This is a genomic window from Promicromonospora sp. NPDC023805, assembly GCF_040639635.1.
GTDB lineage: Bacteria > Actinomycetota > Actinomycetes > Actinomycetales > Cellulomonadaceae > Promicromonospora.
This window is the reverse complement of record NZ_JBFAAH010000001.1, coordinates 543,779-559,844: the sequence shown is the minus strand read 5'-3', so window position 1 is coordinate 559,844 and position 16,066 is coordinate 543,779. Positions and strand designations below refer to the sequence as shown.

Here is a 16,066-nt window from a genome sequence, read left to right as displayed (position 1 = left end):
ACGAGGGTCCCGCGGCCACCTCGATCTTGGACCGGGATCCCGCTTGTTGCTCGCTCAGAGGCGGACACTTGATGGTCAATGTGGGACACGCCGTACGGCCGGTCCTTCCGGTACGCGTTCCCCGACCGCGGCCATCGTGAGGTCCGCCACCTCGCGGCACTCCCGTTCGTCCTTGCTATCTTTACCGTACGTACGGTAAACATAGGCCATGAGGCCGAGTTCCCGCACCGAGATCCTTAGTGCCGCGATGCGCGTGGTCGACGCCGTGGGCGGTGCCGACATCACCTACGAGTCGGTAGCCCGCGAGGCGGGCCTGACCAAGGCCGGGCTGATGTACCACTTCCCGTCCAAGGACGCGCTGATGACCGGCGTGATCGAGCACGTCATCGACCTGTGGCAGACCGAGCTGTGCGAGGTGCTCGCCGTGCCCCTGGCGGACTCGACGCTGGAACAGCGCGTGGACGCCTTCGTGAGGTTCGCGGGGACGGGTGGGGTGACGCAGGGCGAGTTCGTCGTCTTCACCGAGGCGGTCCGGCGTCCGCAGCTCTCTGCCCCATGGCTGGCCTGGCTGCGGACCTGGTTCGGGTTCGGCGAGGGCGCTGATACGACGCCGCTGATGCTGGCGTGGCTCGCCGCGAACGGCCTGTGGATCGCGGAGTCGACGAACATCCTGACCGTCACGCCCACGCAGCGCACGGCGCTGCTGGGCCGGATGGCCGAGCTGGTCAAGGAGGCTTCCGCATGAACAGGAAGCAGTGGCTCGTCCTGGCCGGCGCCATCGCCCTGGAGGTCACCGCGACGCTCGCGCTGCGCGCGGCGATCGACGATCCCTGGTGGGCGGTCCTCGCGGTCGCCGGTTATGCGGGCGCCTTCGTGGGGCTCTCGGTACTGCTGCGGCTCGGCGCTCCGATCGGTGTCGTCTACGGCATCTGGGCCGCTGCCGGGGTCGCCCTGACCGCGGTCATCGCGTCGGCGATCTTCGGGGAGCCGTTCACGTTCACTATCGGGTTCGGGATCGCGCTGGTGATCGCGGGCGTCGTCCTGGTCGAGACCGGGCACGAGAAACCCGCCGTCGGACCCGCCGTCGAGCTGGCCGACCAGCACGCCGACCAGTCCAAGCAGACCGTCGAGGAGATCCGATGACGTGGCTCATCCTGGCCGGGGCGATCCTCACCGAGGTCGCCGCGACCCTGTCCCTGCGCGCCTCCGAAGGCCTGCGCAAGAAGGTGTGGATCGCCCCGGTCGCCGTCTTCTACCTCACCGCGTTCTCGCTCCTGACCCTTGCCCTCGCGAACGGGATGCCGGTCGGTATCGCGTACGGGATCTGGGCCGCCAGCGGGGTGGCCCTGACCGCGGTCGGAGCGCGTGTCTTCTTCCAGGAGAGGCTCACCTGGCGGATGACCGCAGGCATCGTCCTGATCGCCATAGGGGTCTTCGTGATCGAGCTCGGCTCCCCGGCCCACTGACCCGCGTCAGGGGTTCGCGGCCCCGACGGCCGGGAGTATCACCTGGTCGACGATCGCCTTCTGGCGTTCGTCCCGCTGCTCATCACGATCTCGATCCTTCCGTTCATGATCGGCAGCTGGGCGGCGTGCCGCCAGCTGCTGGAGAACCCCGGCGAGCACCTCGCCCTGCTCCGCAGGGTGGCCTACTGCGGCATCGGGCTCGGTGTGCTCGGCGGGGTTCCGGCCGCACTGATCGACGTCGAGGTCTGGCAGCCGGGCCAGACCGTCGACCTGGGCGTCTCGTGGCTGCACCTCGTGACCGGCTACGCCGGCGGGTTCGGCTATGCGGCAGCGATCGCCCTGATCAGCCGGCGGTTCGGCGAACGGTCCGGCAGCCGGTTCGTCAGCCTGTTCCCGGTGGTCATCGGCGGCCACGTCCACGGGTGGCGGCGGCCGTTCAGCCACCCGCCGATCCAGGTCGAGCGGACCAGGACGTGGTAGTCGTTCACCCGTCGGCCATGGACCGGTCACGCACGTCTCGTAGCCTCGCGCCGCACCGCATTCCGAGCCTGGGAGCACACACCGATGCCGTTCGTACCAGCCCGTATCCGCCGAGGCCTCCTCGCGACCGCCGGTATCGGCGGAGTCCTCGCCGGGCTCGCCGTCGTACCGCTGGCCTCCGCGGCCGAGCCCGCCCGCACCGTCGACGCCGGCGGGACCGTGCCGCCAGCGGAGCCGAAGCCCGAGGTCGACGGCGTCAGCGAGCTCAACGTGCTCGCCTTCAACGTGTGGCACGGCGGCACGCAGATCGACGACGGCGCGCGAGAGATCGCCGACGTCATCCGCGAGACCGACGTCGACGTGACGTTCCTGCCCGAGGTGGGCGACGCCCCGGCGCAGGTCGCCGCGCTGCTCGGGTACGACCACCTCAACGCCACCGACACCGGCATCGTGTCGCGCTACCCGATCCTCGAGTCCAGCACAGTGGACGGGTGGTGGACCAAGGCGGTACTCGACGTCAACGGGACCGAGGTCGTCGCCTACGGCGGACACCTGGAGTACCGCTGGTACGCCACCTATCTGCCGCGCGGGTACGGAGGCGCGATCGGGGGCGACTGGCCGGACGGCTGGGACACCTGGAACAGGCTGCCCGCGCCGGTCACGGACGTGGACGACATCCTGGAGGCCAACCGGCAGTCGGGCCGTCCGGCGACCGCCGCGGCCCTGGTGGACGACATCGCGGCAGAGCGAGCCGCGGGCCGGATCGCCGTCGTCGGCGGTGACTTCAACGAACCGTCGGTGCAGGACTGGACCGAGGCGACCGCCGACCTCCAGGACCACAACGGCGTCGTCATCCCGTGGCAGACGACGCAGACGCTGCTCGACGGGGGACTGGTCGACGCCTTCCGTGAGGTCTACCCCGACCCCGTCGCCAACCCCGGCAGCACGTGGCCGTCGGACAACCCGCTCTTCCCGACGTCGGACCTCACCTGGGCGCCGGAGGCCGACGAGCGCGACCGCATCGACTACGTCTTCGTCACGCCCGACGAGCGCGTGACCATCGACGACGCTGCCGTCGTCGGCCCGCAGTCGACGATCGTGCGCAACGAGCGGGTCGAGGACGACAGCGCCGACTTGATCCTCACGCCGGACGCGGTCTGGCCGTCTGACCACAAGGCCGTGCTGGCGTCGTTCAGCATCTGCGACGACGGCTGCGCGCCGGCCGCTCCCGCCTGGGACAGGTCGGCGGTCTACACGGCGGGCGACGAGGTCTCGTACTCGGGCTCGACCTGGCGGTCGGCCTGGTGGGCCAGCGGCACGGAACCCGGCGCGCCGTACGGCCCGTGGCAGGAGATCGTCGAGCGCGACGGCGTCGCGCAGTGGACGGCTTCCCGCATCTTCGAGGCCGGCGCGGTGGCCTCCCATGACGGTCGCACCTACGCGGCGAAGTGGTGGACCCGCAACCAGCAGCCCGGTGACCGTCACGGACCGTGGCGGCTGATGGACGCCGCGCGTCCCTGACCAGGCCGAGCCGGCCGGCTGGGACAGGTCTGGCCGCCCGTCCTCGGCTTTCTCGCGCGGCACCATCCAGCGCGGTGGGCCGCGTCGAGCTGAGGGCCGCACGGCGCTTGGCGCGACCACGAGAGGTGGCCGCGCCAAGCTGGCAGTCCGGTCACTCCCAGAGAGTGACCGACAGCTCAACGCTGTAGGGATAGTCCTCACTGTTCACATCGGTCACCACGAGTCTGGCGACAGCCCCCGCCGTGGTCTGTGTGCAGATCACATCGTCGACCTGGAGCTCGTTGGGCACGTAGAGCTCGTCGTACTCGCTCGCCCTGGCGTCGGCGAGGCAGGCGGCGGGGTCATCGGACGCCGGGGCCGCGTCGTGGCTGCTGTGCCCGATCGTCCTGGCGAAGACCAGGTAGTCGTCCTCTTCGATCGCCATGTCAGCGGAATCCGGGTCCGGCCCGTCTGCATCCTGGATGTCGTCCCACTCGCTGTCCTGGAGGGCGAAGTACCCCTTGCTGTCGAAGTCGACGACGGAGGTACGTCCGAACTGCTCGGACCCGACGATCGTGAACTTGCGATCCTGATAGATGAGCTTGGAGGGAACGGCCGTGGGTTCGGTAGGCGGGGGGCTGGTGGTGGGACTGGGACTGGGAGTCGGAGTGGGCGGCTCTTCGCGAAGGCGCTCGTTCTCTGCGGTGAGGTCGTCGACCTCCGACTGGAGTCCTTGACTCTGCTCCTGGATCACGTTGATCGTGACAAGGCCGTCGTCCGTAGGTACGGGCACCTGGTTCGCCGCGACGGCGACCCAGGTGCCGAACGCCCCGACGGCAACCGAGACGATCGAGGCGAGGCCCGTGATGACGGCGGCCTTGACCGTCGGGTTGGCCGGTCTGCGACGGCGTGTGGAGCGCGGCCCTCGAGCGGACTTGGGCGGGTTCTTCGGCGGATCTTTCGGCGGTTGCGGTTCCTTCGAGGTCGTTCCGGACATGAGGCTCCGATCGGAAATGTCGGGCACGCGGTGGGGGACATTGAACTGGAAGTTTCCTGGACGCGCACTCCCGTAGCGCGGACTTCATCCGCCGCTCACCCGATGCACGCGCGGGCCGTTGACCAGGCCCGTAGGCGGTAACGTGCGCTTGTTTGTCCGCAGCGTTCGAAGCGCTCGCACCGAGGGTGCTGAGAAAGGTGCGTCCATGATGACCAGATCCGTCGGAGCAGTCCTCTGGGTGGTCGTCGGCGCGGTCCTGATCCTCGATGCTCTGGTCGTGCTGTTCGTGAGCAGCATGCACACCGGCATCGTCGCGACGTTCGTGATCGGCGTCCTGTACGTGTTCTACGGGCTCTCCCTACCCAGAACCCGGCTCGGAGCCCGGCCCGGAGCCCGGCAGGGGCCGCCCCGGTGGCTCCGGATCCTCGTCCCGAGCCTCACCGCGCTGATGCTTCTCGTCTTCGCCTGCCTTGCGCTCTTCGGCAGGATGGACACGGCCACGCAGGAGGAGGACGCCGTCGTCGTCCTCGGGACGGCGGTGAAGGACGGCGAGGTGACACCGGCGCTCCGCTCCCGGCTCGACGTGACCGTCGACCACGCGAACGCGAACGCGGACGCCGTCATCGTGGTCGCCGGAGGTCTGCCACCCGGGGAAACCGTCACCGAGGCGCTCGCGATGGAGCGGTACCTGGTCACCCGCGGGGTCGCGGAGCGCCGGATCATCCAGGAGGGGCGGTCGACCAGCACCTTCGAGAACTTCGTCCACGCGAAGGGCCTGCTCGACGCGCGCCTCGGCACGGAGTACACGACGGCCTTCGTCACGAGCGACTACCACGTGCTCCGGGCGGCCGGGATCGCCGAGACAGCAGGGGTGCGTGCCACCCATGTGCACGCGGACACGCCGTGGTACGAGGTCCCCGTCGACTACGTGCGGGAAGTTCTGGCCATCACGAAGTTCGCCGTGACGGGGCGGTGACTGCCCGAGCGAGGCGGAGGACGGCGCCAGGGACCCGCCCCGGCGCAGTCCTGACCGCTCAGCTCTTGGAGGTCAGTCGCGGTAGTAGGGCTGTACCTCTCGCTTGCTGGCGCCGATCCGCACGTTCCGGAAGTCGGACTGGAACGTCGCGCCCGGCTGATAGTCCTTGTACATGCCGTACTTGATCCTGAACCTTTCCTCGAAGGTGTCGTTGTCGCACCCCTCCGGGCCGAAGCCGAAGTACGTCTCCCGCGTGAAGAGCTTCGTCTCGGTGTAGGTCGCTCCGACCTTCCTGTGCCAGACCTCGATCAGTCCCTTGGGCGCGCCGGGGCGGTAGTGCTCCACGTGGTACTTGATGACGAAGGAGTGCCACGCGTCGGGGACGAGGGGCTTGGTCGCCATCGACTTGTTGTACTCGTCGTCCATGCCCGGTTCGTCGCCCCGGCGCACGAACTGGAGGTTGTGCCCGTTGCCGGCACCCGACTGGATGCGGACGCCGGCGATCGGGCCCGCGTGGCACTGCCACAGCTGCATCACGAACGCCCCGCTGCCGGTCACGTCATCGGCGGCCTCGGGGATACGGATGTCGAATCCGACCCACACGTTGGTGTGGAACGGCAGTCCTCCCTTCGGCGTCGCCAGCTCCGTGCGGTCGCGGGCGCCGTCGTGCTCGATGTCCTTGTCCGTGCGGAACGTCAGCGCCCGCTCGAAAGTCGCACGGAGAGGTACGTGGCCTCCGGGGGTGTCCGGCAACACCCTCACGATGACACCCGGCTCGTATGAACCACGTCACCGCCAGGAGGCGTCATGCTCCCCGCGCAGGTGGACATTGAACGTCTTGTGACTCTCAACCGAAACTCATCAGCTCCGTCCAGCCGTTCCAACCCGACCCGGCGCCCCCGTACGGTCTGGAGCGCCGCCTCGCGGGGCGTCGCCGCCGCGGGCAGCGCGCTCGCCGTCGTGCTGCTGGCCACGGCATGCACGACGGCCAGCGCGGCGGTGCCGGACCAGCCGTCGGCGGCGCCGTCGACTTCCTCGCAGGACACGCACGTGCCGTCGGTTCCGACCGACACCGCTTCCAAGCCCGCGGCTCCCGCGGAGGCGTCGCCGGTTCCGACGGACGCCGGGACCGAGCCGAGCACCGCTCCGTCGTTGGCACCTTCCCCGGCCGATCGCGGCGACTCGAAGCCGGCGCCCACCGACCAGACGGAGCCGCGTCCGGTGCCGACGGTTGCCGGGGAGTCGTCGCCGCAGCTGGCCGTCACCGGCTGAGCGACCCTGGAGGACGAGCGGCTCCCAGCTTTCGGCGGCTGGGAGCCGCTCGTGCGTACCCGGGACGAGCCGGCGTCGGCGTCCTCGCCGACCCGGAAGGCAATGAGTTCTGCGTTCTCCAAGGTGCGGCCGAGCGCGCAGCGATGTCTTCCTGAGAGCGCTGTTCAGCGGTCAGGCGGGCGGTCACCAGTCAGGCGTGCGTCCGAACGGCCAGTCGGTGTACCCGCCGAGCTTCGACGACGACGGGCGTCGCATCGCACGCCTCCGCGAGGACGGCAGCGCGCGCTGCTTCGTCTGTCGCTTCCTGGGCGTCACCCAGTTGAAGGCGCGCACTCGCCAGGTGGGCACGTGTCCGGGCCTCCCACGACCGGTAGCCGTGAGCGGCCGCGAGTGCTGCCGCGTCGGTCAGGATGGCTGCAGCCTCGGCGGTGTGCCCGCTCGCCAGGAGGCTCACGCCCAGCCCGTCACCGGTCATGACCTGTGCCCGGGGGTCATTGAGCTGGACGGCAGCAACGTGTGCCTCGCGGGCAGCCTCGACTGCTTCGGTCAGTCGGCCGGTCTGGGCGAGCAGCCTGCCGAGCTCATCCAGCGTGGAGAGTTCCCCGCGGGTATGGCCGCGTTGGCGGAAACCGTCGAGGACGTCGTGGAGCTGGGCTTCCGCGGTCTCGGTGTCACCGAGGAGTCGGAGAGCACTGGCGAGGTTGCCGCGGATCGTCAGGCCGGCCATCTCGCGCTTGTTGCCCTCGCTGATGCGCAGCGCGGCACGGAACGAGTCCGCGGAGCGGACGAGCTCACCCTGTTCCAGGAAGGTCATGCCGAGCCCGTTCAGGGCAAGGGCGCGGGTCTGGTTCTCGGGTTCGGTCTGGGACAACGTCTGCTCGAAGCAGGCCGCGGCCTCGACGAGCCGACCGGCCTCGTAGTGCTCCCAGCCCACGTTGTGTGCCAGGTAGGTGACGGCGTCGGTCCAGCCGCAGGACTCGGCGAGGCGGATCGCGTGGACGGTGTCCGCGTGCGACTCGTCGATGCGGCCGTGGGCCCAGTGGGAGTAGCTGCGGGAGATGTACATCGCCGCGCGTGCCTGGTCGTCGCCGGTACGAACGGCTGCCCCGAGACCGGCTTCGGCCAGGTGCTGCCAGCTGTCGAACCGTCGGAGCAGGAGGTATCCGCGCAGCTGGTCGACGAGCCGCCAGACGTCGGGTCCGCGATCGGGGTCATCGGTCGACGAGGTCGCCAGGGCCAGCATCGACTGGTACTCCAGGTCCATCCATCGCAGTGCGGCCTCCTCGTCGCCGAACACCGCAGCGCGGTCCGGGTGGCCGGTCAGCCGGAGCAGATGCGGGTGGATCCAGTCGATGGCTGCGGTCGCCCGGTCGAGGTACCAGAGCCGGAGGCGACTCTCGGCGTCGGGAACCAGGTCGCTCGTGGTGAGCTTGCGCCGTGCGAACAGCCGCAACAGGTCGTGGCTGCGGAACCGGTCGGCGGCGTGCTCGGTCAGCATGTTCGCGTCGAGGAGCTCGTCCAGCGCACGGGCGACCGTTCCGTCGCCCACCAGCACCTCCGTCGCCTCTGTGCCGAAGTCGATGCCGGGGTGGAGCGACGACATCCGGAACACGCGTTGCGCCGTGCGTGAGAGCTCCGTGTAGCTGAGCTCGAAACTGTTCCAGATGCTCGACTTTCCCACGGTGAGGTGGTCCAGACGGTTCTGCCCGTCCTGGAGCCGGTGGACCAGGTCCGCCGGCAGGAGCCGACGGCGGCTGCGCAGCTGCGCGGCCGTGATCCGCAGGGCGAGCGGGAGGTCGCAGCACAGGCGTGCCAGCTCGTCGAGAACCGCTGCGTCGTCCCCGTCGGAAGTCGTTGTCGCGGCCCCCAGGAGACGGACCGAGTCAGTGCGGTCGAGCACGTCCAGGCGGACCAGGACAGCGCTGTCGAGCTCGGGCAGGAGACTCTTGCTGGTCACGAGCACGCCACTGCCGCCGAGGCCGGGAAGGAGATGGCGTACCTGGGCGGCGTCCCTGGCGTTGTCGAGCACGATCAGCATCTTCCGGTCCGCGAGCCGGCTGCGGAACAGCGACGCCGCCTCGGGCAGGTCCGCGGGTGGCGTCCCGGGGCCCGTGGCACGCAGGAAGCGCTGCAGGATCTCCAAGGGCGGGACGGGAACGCCCGCGGCGTCCTGCAGGTCGGCAAACAGCTGACCGTCGGGAAACCGGTCGTGCATCTCGTGTGCGACGGACAGGCACAAGGTGGTCTTCCCGACGCCTGCGGGGCCGCTGACCACGACGGGCGCGTTTCCGCCTGCAGGGCCGCGGTCGAGTGCCGCGGTGATGCTGGAACGCTCGTCCGTGCGTCCCACCAGGTGCGGTGGAGCCGCAGGAACCTGCCAGGGGACAGTAGCCGCGGCGGCGGACTCGTCCGTCCAGCGCTGCTGCAGCGCGTCCAGGTACGCGGTGCGCAGCCGTTCCCCAGGGTCGACGCCGAGCTCGGCGGCGAGTGCCTGCCGGGTGGACTCGTATCGGCTGAAGGCTTCCGCCTGGCGTCCCGCCGCGGCGAGCGTCTGGATCAGCGACGCCTGGACCACCTCGTCGAGCGGGCGACGGCCCGCCATGGTCGCGAGCGGGACGACGGCGTCCTCCGGCACCCCGAGCTCACGGGTGATCCTCGCGTACGACAGCAGCGCCGCGACGTACTCCTCCTCGACCGCCGCGATCCGTTCGGGTGCCGTCACGAGGTCCGGGTCCGGACCACCGCGCCACAGCGAGACGGCAGCAGCGAGGGCATCCTTCGCGGCGCTCGTCGCCCCTGAGCGTTGCGCGTGCCGAACGAGGTCGCGGAACCTGAGCAGGTCAAGCTGGTCAGCAGGGACGAGGAGTCGGATGCCGGCGCTGCCCTGCTCCACCACGGGCCGGCGGTCATCGGAATCCTCCAGCAGGCGACGTAAGCGTGTGAGGTGGATGTTCAGGGCCGCTGTCGTGGTCGTGGTCTCGCCCGGCCAGAGCGCTGCAGCCAGCACCTCGCGAGGTACGGGCGTCCCCGCGGCGACTGCCAGCTCCGCGAGCAGCACCTGCTGCATCCGGGACCGCAGGGGGATCGGTACGTCACCCCGCCGCAGCAGCAACGGCCCGAGAACACCGATCCGTACCGTTCCTGGACTCGCCGTCGTGCCACCGGATCGGTGCCGCACGACCGCCGGGTCGAACCGTTCGCGAAGTCGGTCAGCCTCCGGGCCGGCGAGCCCAAGGGCAGCGATCAGGGCGGTGACGGACTCCCGTCGGGGACGGCGGCTGCGCCCCTGCTCGATGTCTCGGACCGCGGCGAGGCTCACCCCGGAGGCCTCGGCGAGCTCGCGCTGGGTCAGCCCGCCCGCCTCTCGAAGCCGACGGAGCAGATCACCTGCTGAGCCCTGGACGCTCTCGACATCGGACGACGGCACGCCGTGATCATAGGTGACGGCGGCTCGATGGTGGCCGCCGACCGCACGAGCGGGCGGGGCCCGCCGCCCCTAGGCGGCGGGCCCCGCGGCGGCTCAGGCGGCCCACTCCACGGCACCGAGGATGCGGTATGCGCCCACGCGGGAGTTCACCCAGTCGGCATGGAAACCGACAGGTGTGCCCAGCTCGTGGGCGTCGAAGACGTTCCCGTTGCCGGCGTAGAACGCGACATGCGTGATGTTGCCGAAGGTTCCGCCGTCGGTGTCGTAGAAGATCAGGTCACCCACCTTGAGCTCGGAGTACGGCACCTTCTGGGCGTACATCCTGTCCTGGCTGGTGTGCGTCCGGGCCCAGTCATACATCGCCTGCGACGAGCGCACCGGCCACCCGGGGAAGTTGGCCACCTCGCCGTAGGACGCGTACACGAGTCCCGAGCAGTCGTAGGCCGGGCCGGTCCCGGCGTCGTCGGAGTACGGCGCACCTTCCTTCTCGAACGCGTTCTCGAGCCCGAGGCGGGCCCAGTTGTACAGGTTCGCGTACTTCGTGCACAGGGTGCCTTCGGCGGTCGTGCCGTTGGAGACCTTGATGTTCAGGTGGTTGATGGAACCGATGGTCCCCGGGTTCCAGCCGTTCTCGCCGTACGAGGGACCGAGTCCCTCGCCGGCGGTGCGGGCGTAGGTGACTGTGCCGTTGTCGAAGACGTAGTTGGAAGTCCCGCCGTTACCGGTCACCGCGGCGATCTGCAGGACCGGGCTCCGGCCGTCCGAGGCGGTGTCGTTCAACCGGTACCGGAGTGTCACGCTGTCCACGCCCCAGTTGACCTGGATCCTCGCCTCGGCGTTCCCGCAGTCGACCACGAGCTCCTGAGCAGGGTCCGACAGAGGTACGAGTTCGGCCGCGTGCGCGGCCGGCACGCTGACCGCCAGGCCACCGACAGCGGCCGCCAAGGCCACGATTCCGCTCACAATTCTGCGCATTGTTCCGTTCCCGTTCTCGAGTGGGTTCCTCTGACATCGATGAAGGTAGGAACCTGGCTCGACAACTGGCTTTCCGTACCCCGCCCGTATATTTGTGTCGATTCGTCACGTCTCGTGCGACACTGCCCCGCCACGATGTCGACGTCCCCGGACGACCCACGGACACCTCTTTGCCGCCCGGTCCGGGGGCTGCGGCCCGATCAGTTCCTCACGGGGCGAAGCCGCTGAGTCGGGCGATCGGCCGCCAGCCCTCTCAGGTCAGCGCGTCGGAGCGGCCGGCTTCGATACGGGACCACTGGGCGATGGGTCGTCCGTTCGTCACCCAGTGGTGCCGGCCGGGTTCTTCGCTCCAGGGCTGGGGCCAGCCCTCGGGCGAGTCCTCCCACGTCTCCTGGCGTCCGTAGACGGTCATGTCCAGCAATCCGTGGGTGGGAGTCATGACCTCGACACCGCGACCGCCGGTGTAGTAGGTCTCGAACACCCGATCACCGTCGCGGACGTAGCAGACGAGGTGGTGGACCTGCCAGTCGCGACCCTCCAGGAGCTGCGCCGCAGTCTTCTCCGCCGAGTACCACGGCATGTCCAGACCCATGAAGTCGCGGTAGCGGACGCTCTCCCCGTACGGGCCCTTGCAGAGGGTGGCGTACGTGATGTCGCGGGAATGGAGATAGGACAGCTCACGTACCTGGCAGTTGAAGAACGTGCAGCCCTCGCACTGCTCCGCGGCGGGCCGGCCCGGCCACCAGGCGTGGAAGTATGCGATGAGCTGCTTGCGGCCCTCGAAGACGTCGAGGATCGTGACCGGCCCGTCCGGACCGATCACCTCGATGCCGGCGTCGACCTCCACCATCGGCAGCCGCCGCCGCGCCGCCGCGATCGCGTCCCCTTCGCGGGTGTGCGCCTTCTCGCGTGCGAACAGCGCGTCCCGCGCCTCCTGCCAGGTCTTTCTGTCGACCACGGGCGGCAGGGCCGGGTCGGGTGCTTGGTCGTTCATGATCGGCCTCCGAACAGATCAGCCAGTGAGGTCCACCGGTCACGGGTACCTACGGCGTGCTGCGTCGTCATCGTCTCCCGTCGCCCCCAGGGCGCGTCTCCCGAACGTCGCACACCAGCTCACGGCCACACATCCGCCCGATGACGTACCCCCGCCTACGCCCCTCGCCGTACACACTCACCTCCGCCGTATCGAGCCCGCCCAGTGGCCGGTGTGCGACCACCAAGCGGGAACCAAGACCGAGTCTCGCTTACCGAAAAATCACCCCCATCAGGGGGTGATTTGGCCAATTTTCCAGTGATTCGTTCGCTAGGTTCACATCGTCCTGTTCGGCGTGGGTGGAGGGTGGCGGTGACGGTGCGCGGGGTTTCAGACGCCAGGATGCGTCGATTCGTACGAGGTCTGACCGGTGGGTTCGGTGCGTGCGCGCTCGTTCTCAGCAGCTCGAGCGTGGCTCTGGCTGACGACGGTCCTGCTTCGCAACCGGCCGTTCCTTCGTTCTCGATCGAGGACACCCAACAGGACGCAGAGCGTTCGTCGTTGGACCGGGCGCTTGACGAAGCGGCCCAGACGGGGCAACGGGTGGAGCTGCTGGCGCAGCGCGGCGAGAGCCGTGAGGTCTTCGCTCTGCCCGACGGCACGTTGGAGGAGGTGTCCTACGCCGTGCCGCGCTGGGCGCGCTCACAGGGCGGATGGGCACGGGTCGACACCGAGCTTGCCGTCGAGAACGGGACCGTTCGTCCTGTCGCGTCGACGGTCGGATTGGAGCTGTCCGCCGGTGGGAGTGATCCCTTGGTGCGGATGTCCCGGCACGGTCGCGTGGTAGAGCTCACATGGCCGGGTGGTGATCTTCCAAGACCGGTCCTGGACGGTTCCACCGCGGTGTACCCGGAGGTCATCGACGGGGTCGATCTACAGATGCTGGCGACGGAGGACGGCTTTGCGTCGCACCTGATCGTCAAGACACCTGAGGCCGCCAGCTCTCCGGCGCTGGACGAGATCACCTTCGGCCTGGCCGGCGAGGGCCTTGAGGTGACCGTCGCGTCCGGGGGCGGCCTGGAGGCGGTGGACCCCATCACGGGTTCAGCGGTCTTCGTGGCGCCGCCGCCATCGATGTGGGAGGCAGGGCCTACCGAGAGCGGTCCTGAACCGGCCACCGGGAGCTCTGTTCGTGCCGGCCGGGAGGCAACCACCGCCGCGGCAGCAGCCGAGCCGCAGAGTGATCCGGGGGACGACGGTTCGGGTCAGGGGCGTGTGGCGCCGGTCGAGGTGGAGGTATCGGCGTCGGGTGACGAACTGAGTCTCGTACCTGATCAAGAGCTGCTGGAGGATCCCGAGGCCACCTTCCCGATCATCGTCGATCCTCAGTGGCTGACGAAGAAGCCAACTGCATGGACCGGCCCGAACGAGGCGTACCCGACTCAGTCGTACTGGCAGTTCAAGGGCAACTCGACCGAAGGACTGGGGACGTGCCAGGGATGGACGGGATGTGCTGACGGGTCGACGTATCGCCTGTACTGGCAGTTCGATATCTCGGCCTATCGAGGCAAGAGCATTCTGAGTGCGTCCTTCAATGTTCCGAATACTCATTCGGCGGTGTGTTCGGACCGTCCAGTGCATCTCTATCACACCAACGCGATCAATCAGAATACGACGTGGAACACAGTGACGGCCTCGGGCTTCAATATCGCGCGGGTCGGTACGGAGAGCTTCAGCTACGGGGGCAGCCAGGCGGGCTGCGCGCCGTCGGCCACAGCAGAATTCCCCATCCGAGGGCTGATGCAGGATCGCGCCGATGCGAACGGCAGTCAGCTCACTCTTGGTCTGCGTGCGGACAGTGAGTCGGACAAGAACCATTGGAAGAAGTTCTCGAAGAACGCCAGCCTCCGGGTCCAGTACAACGTACCCCCTGACATGGTCTCCACCAGAATGATGAGCCTGGAGTACGGCGGGATGTGCGCCCCGCATTCCGACCCGGCGATCTTCCGTACCAGGGGAAACATGACTGTCGCGCGCGCCAGCGATGACGACGGCGACAGTGTCAGGGTCGAGTTCCGGTTGCAGGCCTGGAACGGATCGGCATGGGCCCAGTACTGGACCTCGGGACTCGTGCCCTCGACGGGCAAGGCGTCGGGTTCGGCGTTCTCGGTCTCGATGCCGTCGAGCGTGCCGCAAAACGGTGGCTCATCTGCGTGGACGGTGCGTGTGTATGACGGCAGGGCGTACAGCCCATGGTCGGACGCGTGCTTCTTCAAGTACGACCCGAACCGGCCCGCCGCGCCAAAGATATCGTCGACGACGTATCCGGAGTCGAATACGGAGGACCCGCAAGACCCGTGGCACCGCGGGGTGGGGCACAGTGGCCTCTTTACCTTCTCGAGCTCGAGCTCCGACGTGGTCAAGTTCCGTTACGGGATCAACGGGAACCCGCGGCAAGATCAGGAACGGCCGGCTTCCAGCCCGACGATCTGGGTGAACCCGCAGAACACTGGAGTTCACCGTGTCACGGTGCAGGCGTTCGACGCGGCCGGTAATCCGTCCGACATCCGGACGTACTTGTTCCGGGTTGGCGCTGGCGCCGTGCCGGTCGGAGCGTGGACGTTCGACGAGGGTGGTACTGAGTACACGCCGGCCGGGGGCGCGCATCTCACCGAGGCGGACTCATTCTCTGGGTCGGGGCTGGCCCTGGACGGAGCCGGTGACTACGTGACTTCGACCGTGGGGCGGGTGAACACGGAACACACCTTCTCGGTCGAGGCCTGGGTGAAGCTGGACACGCTGCCGCATCCGGGGTCGATCGTGGTCTCGCAGGCTGCGACGCACAAGCAAGGCTTCAAGCTGTACTACCAGGCGACCCAAGGCCGTTGGATGTTCGGCATGTACGACGGTGACACGCCGGACGCGAGGCCGATAGTCGCAGTCTCGGACGTCCCGGTCAGGGCAGACGAATGGACACACCTGGTCGGTGTGCACAACAACATCACCCGCACGGTCCAGCTGTACGTCAACGGCGTCGGAAGTGAACCCCGCGCGGCGAACGGATTCGCCTCGACCGGACCGATCATGATCGGCGGTGCGAAGTACGGCTCGGCTGCGCCGGACTCGTTCGTGGACGGAGTGGTCGACCATGTGCGGACCTACGCGCGGGCAGTGACCGAGTATGAAGCAGCGCAGCTGGCTTCGGCCGCCGCACCCGAAGTAGCTTCCCGGTGGACTTTCTCGCAGCTGGACGGCGCTTCGACACCCCTGCGCATCGGGAACGAGGTACCGGCTGGACCGGATCTGGTCCTGGCAGGCGGCGCTCGGGTCGAGGCCGACTTCGGGATCGTCGGTGAGCACAATCTGCTCCTCTCCTCGGACGGCAGCACGCCTGGCGCTGCTTCCACGTCGGGAGGCGGGTTGCCACTGGACTGGGGCAAGTCGTTTACCGTCACGGGCTACGGAGGCATCCCGTCCGAGCCCGTGCCGGCCGGTGGCGCCATGACTTTCTTGTCCCTGACGGGCGTCAACGAGGAACTGATCCAGGTGCAGGCGGTTCCCTACGAGGATCCTGCGACGAGTCAGGGTGTCGTGCGTTGGGAGCTCAAGGCCCGGGCGGCCGACAGCTCGAGCGCCACCGTGCGGACGGCGGTGAACGGCTCGAACCCGTACGCCTACAGCCAGTTCCATATCGCGGTGACGTGGGATGCCCCGTCCAAGCGGCTGCGGCTGTATGTCAACGGCGAGAGCCCCAGTGGTGCGAGCCCCGACGGCACAGGCCCTGTCGACGGTGTCGTGTTCTCCGACCCCCCGGACCGGTTGTACCTCGGCCGAACCATGAATGCCGGCTCTCCGGTCGGCGTGTGGCCTGGCGCGATCGATGACGTGTGGCTGTTCAACGGAGCCCTGCAGCAGTGGCAGATCGACCAGCTCGCTGACACGAACGACCGCGACACCGTGGTTCCCGGGGAGGAGCAGTGATGAGGACCAAGAGCTTCCC

The 16,066-nt window shown here is 68.6% G+C and carries 13 protein-coding genes; 8 read left to right on the top strand and 5 right to left on the bottom strand.

Annotated elements, in window-relative coordinates; all coding sequences use genetic code 11:
- Window positions 1-208 precede the first annotated feature (208 nt).
- The 5 genes from AB0F70_RS02520 (at window position 209) to AB0F70_RS02500 (ending at window position 3,467) form a co-directional block, all read left to right on the top strand.
- Window positions 209-745, top strand: a complete 537-nt coding sequence (locus AB0F70_RS02520; protein WP_357443193.1) for a TetR family transcriptional regulator — start codon at window positions 209-211, stop codon at window positions 743-745.
- Window positions 742-1,143 carry an SMR family transporter gene (locus AB0F70_RS02515; RefSeq protein WP_357443190.1) on the top strand — a complete coding sequence of 134 codons (402 nt, stop codon included), beginning with the start codon at window positions 742-744 and terminating at the stop codon, window positions 1,141-1,143. The genes AB0F70_RS02520 and AB0F70_RS02515 overlap by 4 nt, the downstream gene beginning before the upstream one ends.
- Window positions 1,140-1,466, top strand: coding sequence for a multidrug efflux SMR transporter (locus tag AB0F70_RS02510; protein ID WP_357443187.1), 327 nt, complete (start codon window positions 1,140-1,142; stop codon window positions 1,464-1,466). Before AB0F70_RS02515 ends, AB0F70_RS02510 begins: the two co-directional genes overlap by 4 nt.
- A gap of 105 nt (window positions 1,467-1,571) precedes the next feature.
- Window positions 1,572-1,946, top strand: coding sequence for a DUF418 domain-containing protein (locus tag AB0F70_RS02505; RefSeq protein WP_357443185.1), 375 nt, complete (start codon window positions 1,572-1,574; stop codon window positions 1,944-1,946).
- An 84-nt stretch (window positions 1,947-2,030) separates the two neighbouring features.
- Entirely contained in the window at window positions 2,031-3,467 is a 1,437-nt protein-coding gene (locus AB0F70_RS02500) for an endonuclease/exonuclease/phosphatase family protein (protein ID WP_357443182.1), read from the top strand.
- Between the two features lie 151 nt (window positions 3,468-3,618).
- Here the strand turns inward: AB0F70_RS02500 and AB0F70_RS02495 are convergent, their stop codons facing one another.
- The gene (locus tag AB0F70_RS02495) at window positions 3,619-4,443 is read right to left on the bottom strand and encodes a hypothetical protein (protein ID WP_357443179.1); all 825 of its coding nucleotides are present in this window, start codon (window positions 4,441-4,443) and stop codon (window positions 3,619-3,621) included.
- Between the two features lie 205 nt (window positions 4,444-4,648).
- On the opposite strand from AB0F70_RS02495, the gene AB0F70_RS02490 reads away from it, so the two are divergent.
- Entirely contained in the window at window positions 4,649-5,419 is a 771-nt protein-coding gene (locus tag AB0F70_RS02490; RefSeq protein WP_357443176.1) for a YdcF family protein, read from the top strand.
- Window positions 5,420-5,491: 72 nt separating this feature from the next.
- Here AB0F70_RS02490 and AB0F70_RS02485 read toward each other — a convergent pair whose 3' ends face one another.
- Window positions 5,492-6,181, bottom strand: a complete 690-nt coding sequence (locus AB0F70_RS02485; RefSeq protein WP_357443173.1) for a heparin lyase I family protein — start codon at window positions 6,179-6,181, stop codon at window positions 5,492-5,494.
- Window positions 6,182-6,259: 78 nt separating this feature from the next.
- On the opposite strand from AB0F70_RS02485, the gene AB0F70_RS02480 reads away from it, so the two are divergent.
- On the top strand, window positions 6,260-6,691 hold the full coding sequence (locus tag AB0F70_RS02480) for a hypothetical protein (protein ID WP_357443171.1): 432 nt from the start codon (window positions 6,260-6,262) through the stop codon (window positions 6,689-6,691).
- A gap of 190 nt (window positions 6,692-6,881) precedes the next feature.
- Here the strand turns inward: AB0F70_RS02480 and AB0F70_RS02475 are convergent, their stop codons facing one another.
- The 3 genes from AB0F70_RS02475 to AB0F70_RS02465 form a co-directional block, all read right to left on the bottom strand.
- Window positions 6,882-10,118: a BTAD domain-containing putative transcriptional regulator gene (locus tag AB0F70_RS02475; protein ID WP_357443168.1), complete on the bottom strand. Its 3,237-nt coding sequence runs from the start codon at window positions 10,116-10,118 to the stop codon at window positions 6,882-6,884.
- A 93-nt stretch (window positions 10,119-10,211) separates the two neighbouring features.
- Window positions 10,212-11,081 (bottom strand): NlpC/P60 family protein, encoded by an 870-nt coding sequence (locus AB0F70_RS02470; protein WP_357443166.1) that lies wholly within the window; start codon window positions 11,079-11,081, stop codon window positions 10,212-10,214.
- A 265-nt stretch (window positions 11,082-11,346) separates the two neighbouring features.
- Window positions 11,347-12,087, bottom strand: a complete 741-nt coding sequence (locus AB0F70_RS02465) for a DUF899 family protein (RefSeq protein ID WP_357443164.1) — start codon at window positions 12,085-12,087, stop codon at window positions 11,347-11,349.
- A gap of 450 nt (window positions 12,088-12,537) precedes the next feature.
- Here AB0F70_RS02465 and AB0F70_RS02460 point away from each other — a divergent pair, with 450 nt between their 5' ends.
- Window positions 12,538-16,047, top strand: a complete 3,510-nt coding sequence (locus tag AB0F70_RS02460) for a LamG-like jellyroll fold domain-containing protein (RefSeq protein WP_357443161.1) — start codon at window positions 12,538-12,540, stop codon at window positions 16,045-16,047.
- Window positions 16,048-16,066: the final 19 nt, after the last annotated feature.

Excerpts from the sequence above, each read along its gene's own strand:
- AB0F70_RS02465 (WP_357443164.1), bottom strand. The coding sequence starts at position 12,087 with ATGAACGACCAAGCACCCGACCCGGCCCTGCCGCCCGTGGTCGACAGA.
- AB0F70_RS02505 (WP_357443185.1), top strand. The coding sequence starts at position 1,572 with ATGATCGGCAGCTGGGCGGCGTGCCGCCAGCTGCTGGAGAACCCCGGC.
- AB0F70_RS02520 (WP_357443193.1), top strand. The coding sequence starts at position 209 with ATGAGGCCGAGTTCCCGCACCGAGATCCTTAGTGCCGCGATGCGCGTG.
- AB0F70_RS02510 (WP_357443187.1), top strand. The coding sequence starts at position 1,140 with ATGACGTGGCTCATCCTGGCCGGGGCGATCCTCACCGAGGTCGCCGCG.
- AB0F70_RS02495 (WP_357443179.1), bottom strand. The coding sequence starts at position 4,443 with ATGTCCGGAACGACCTCGAAGGAACCGCAACCGCCGAAAGATCCGCCG.
- AB0F70_RS02490 (WP_357443176.1), top strand. The coding sequence starts at position 4,649 with ATGATGACCAGATCCGTCGGAGCAGTCCTCTGGGTGGTCGTCGGCGCG.
- AB0F70_RS02500 (WP_357443182.1), top strand. The coding sequence starts at position 2,031 with ATGCCGTTCGTACCAGCCCGTATCCGCCGAGGCCTCCTCGCGACCGCC.
- AB0F70_RS02515 (WP_357443190.1), top strand. The coding sequence starts at position 742 with ATGAACAGGAAGCAGTGGCTCGTCCTGGCCGGCGCCATCGCCCTGGAG.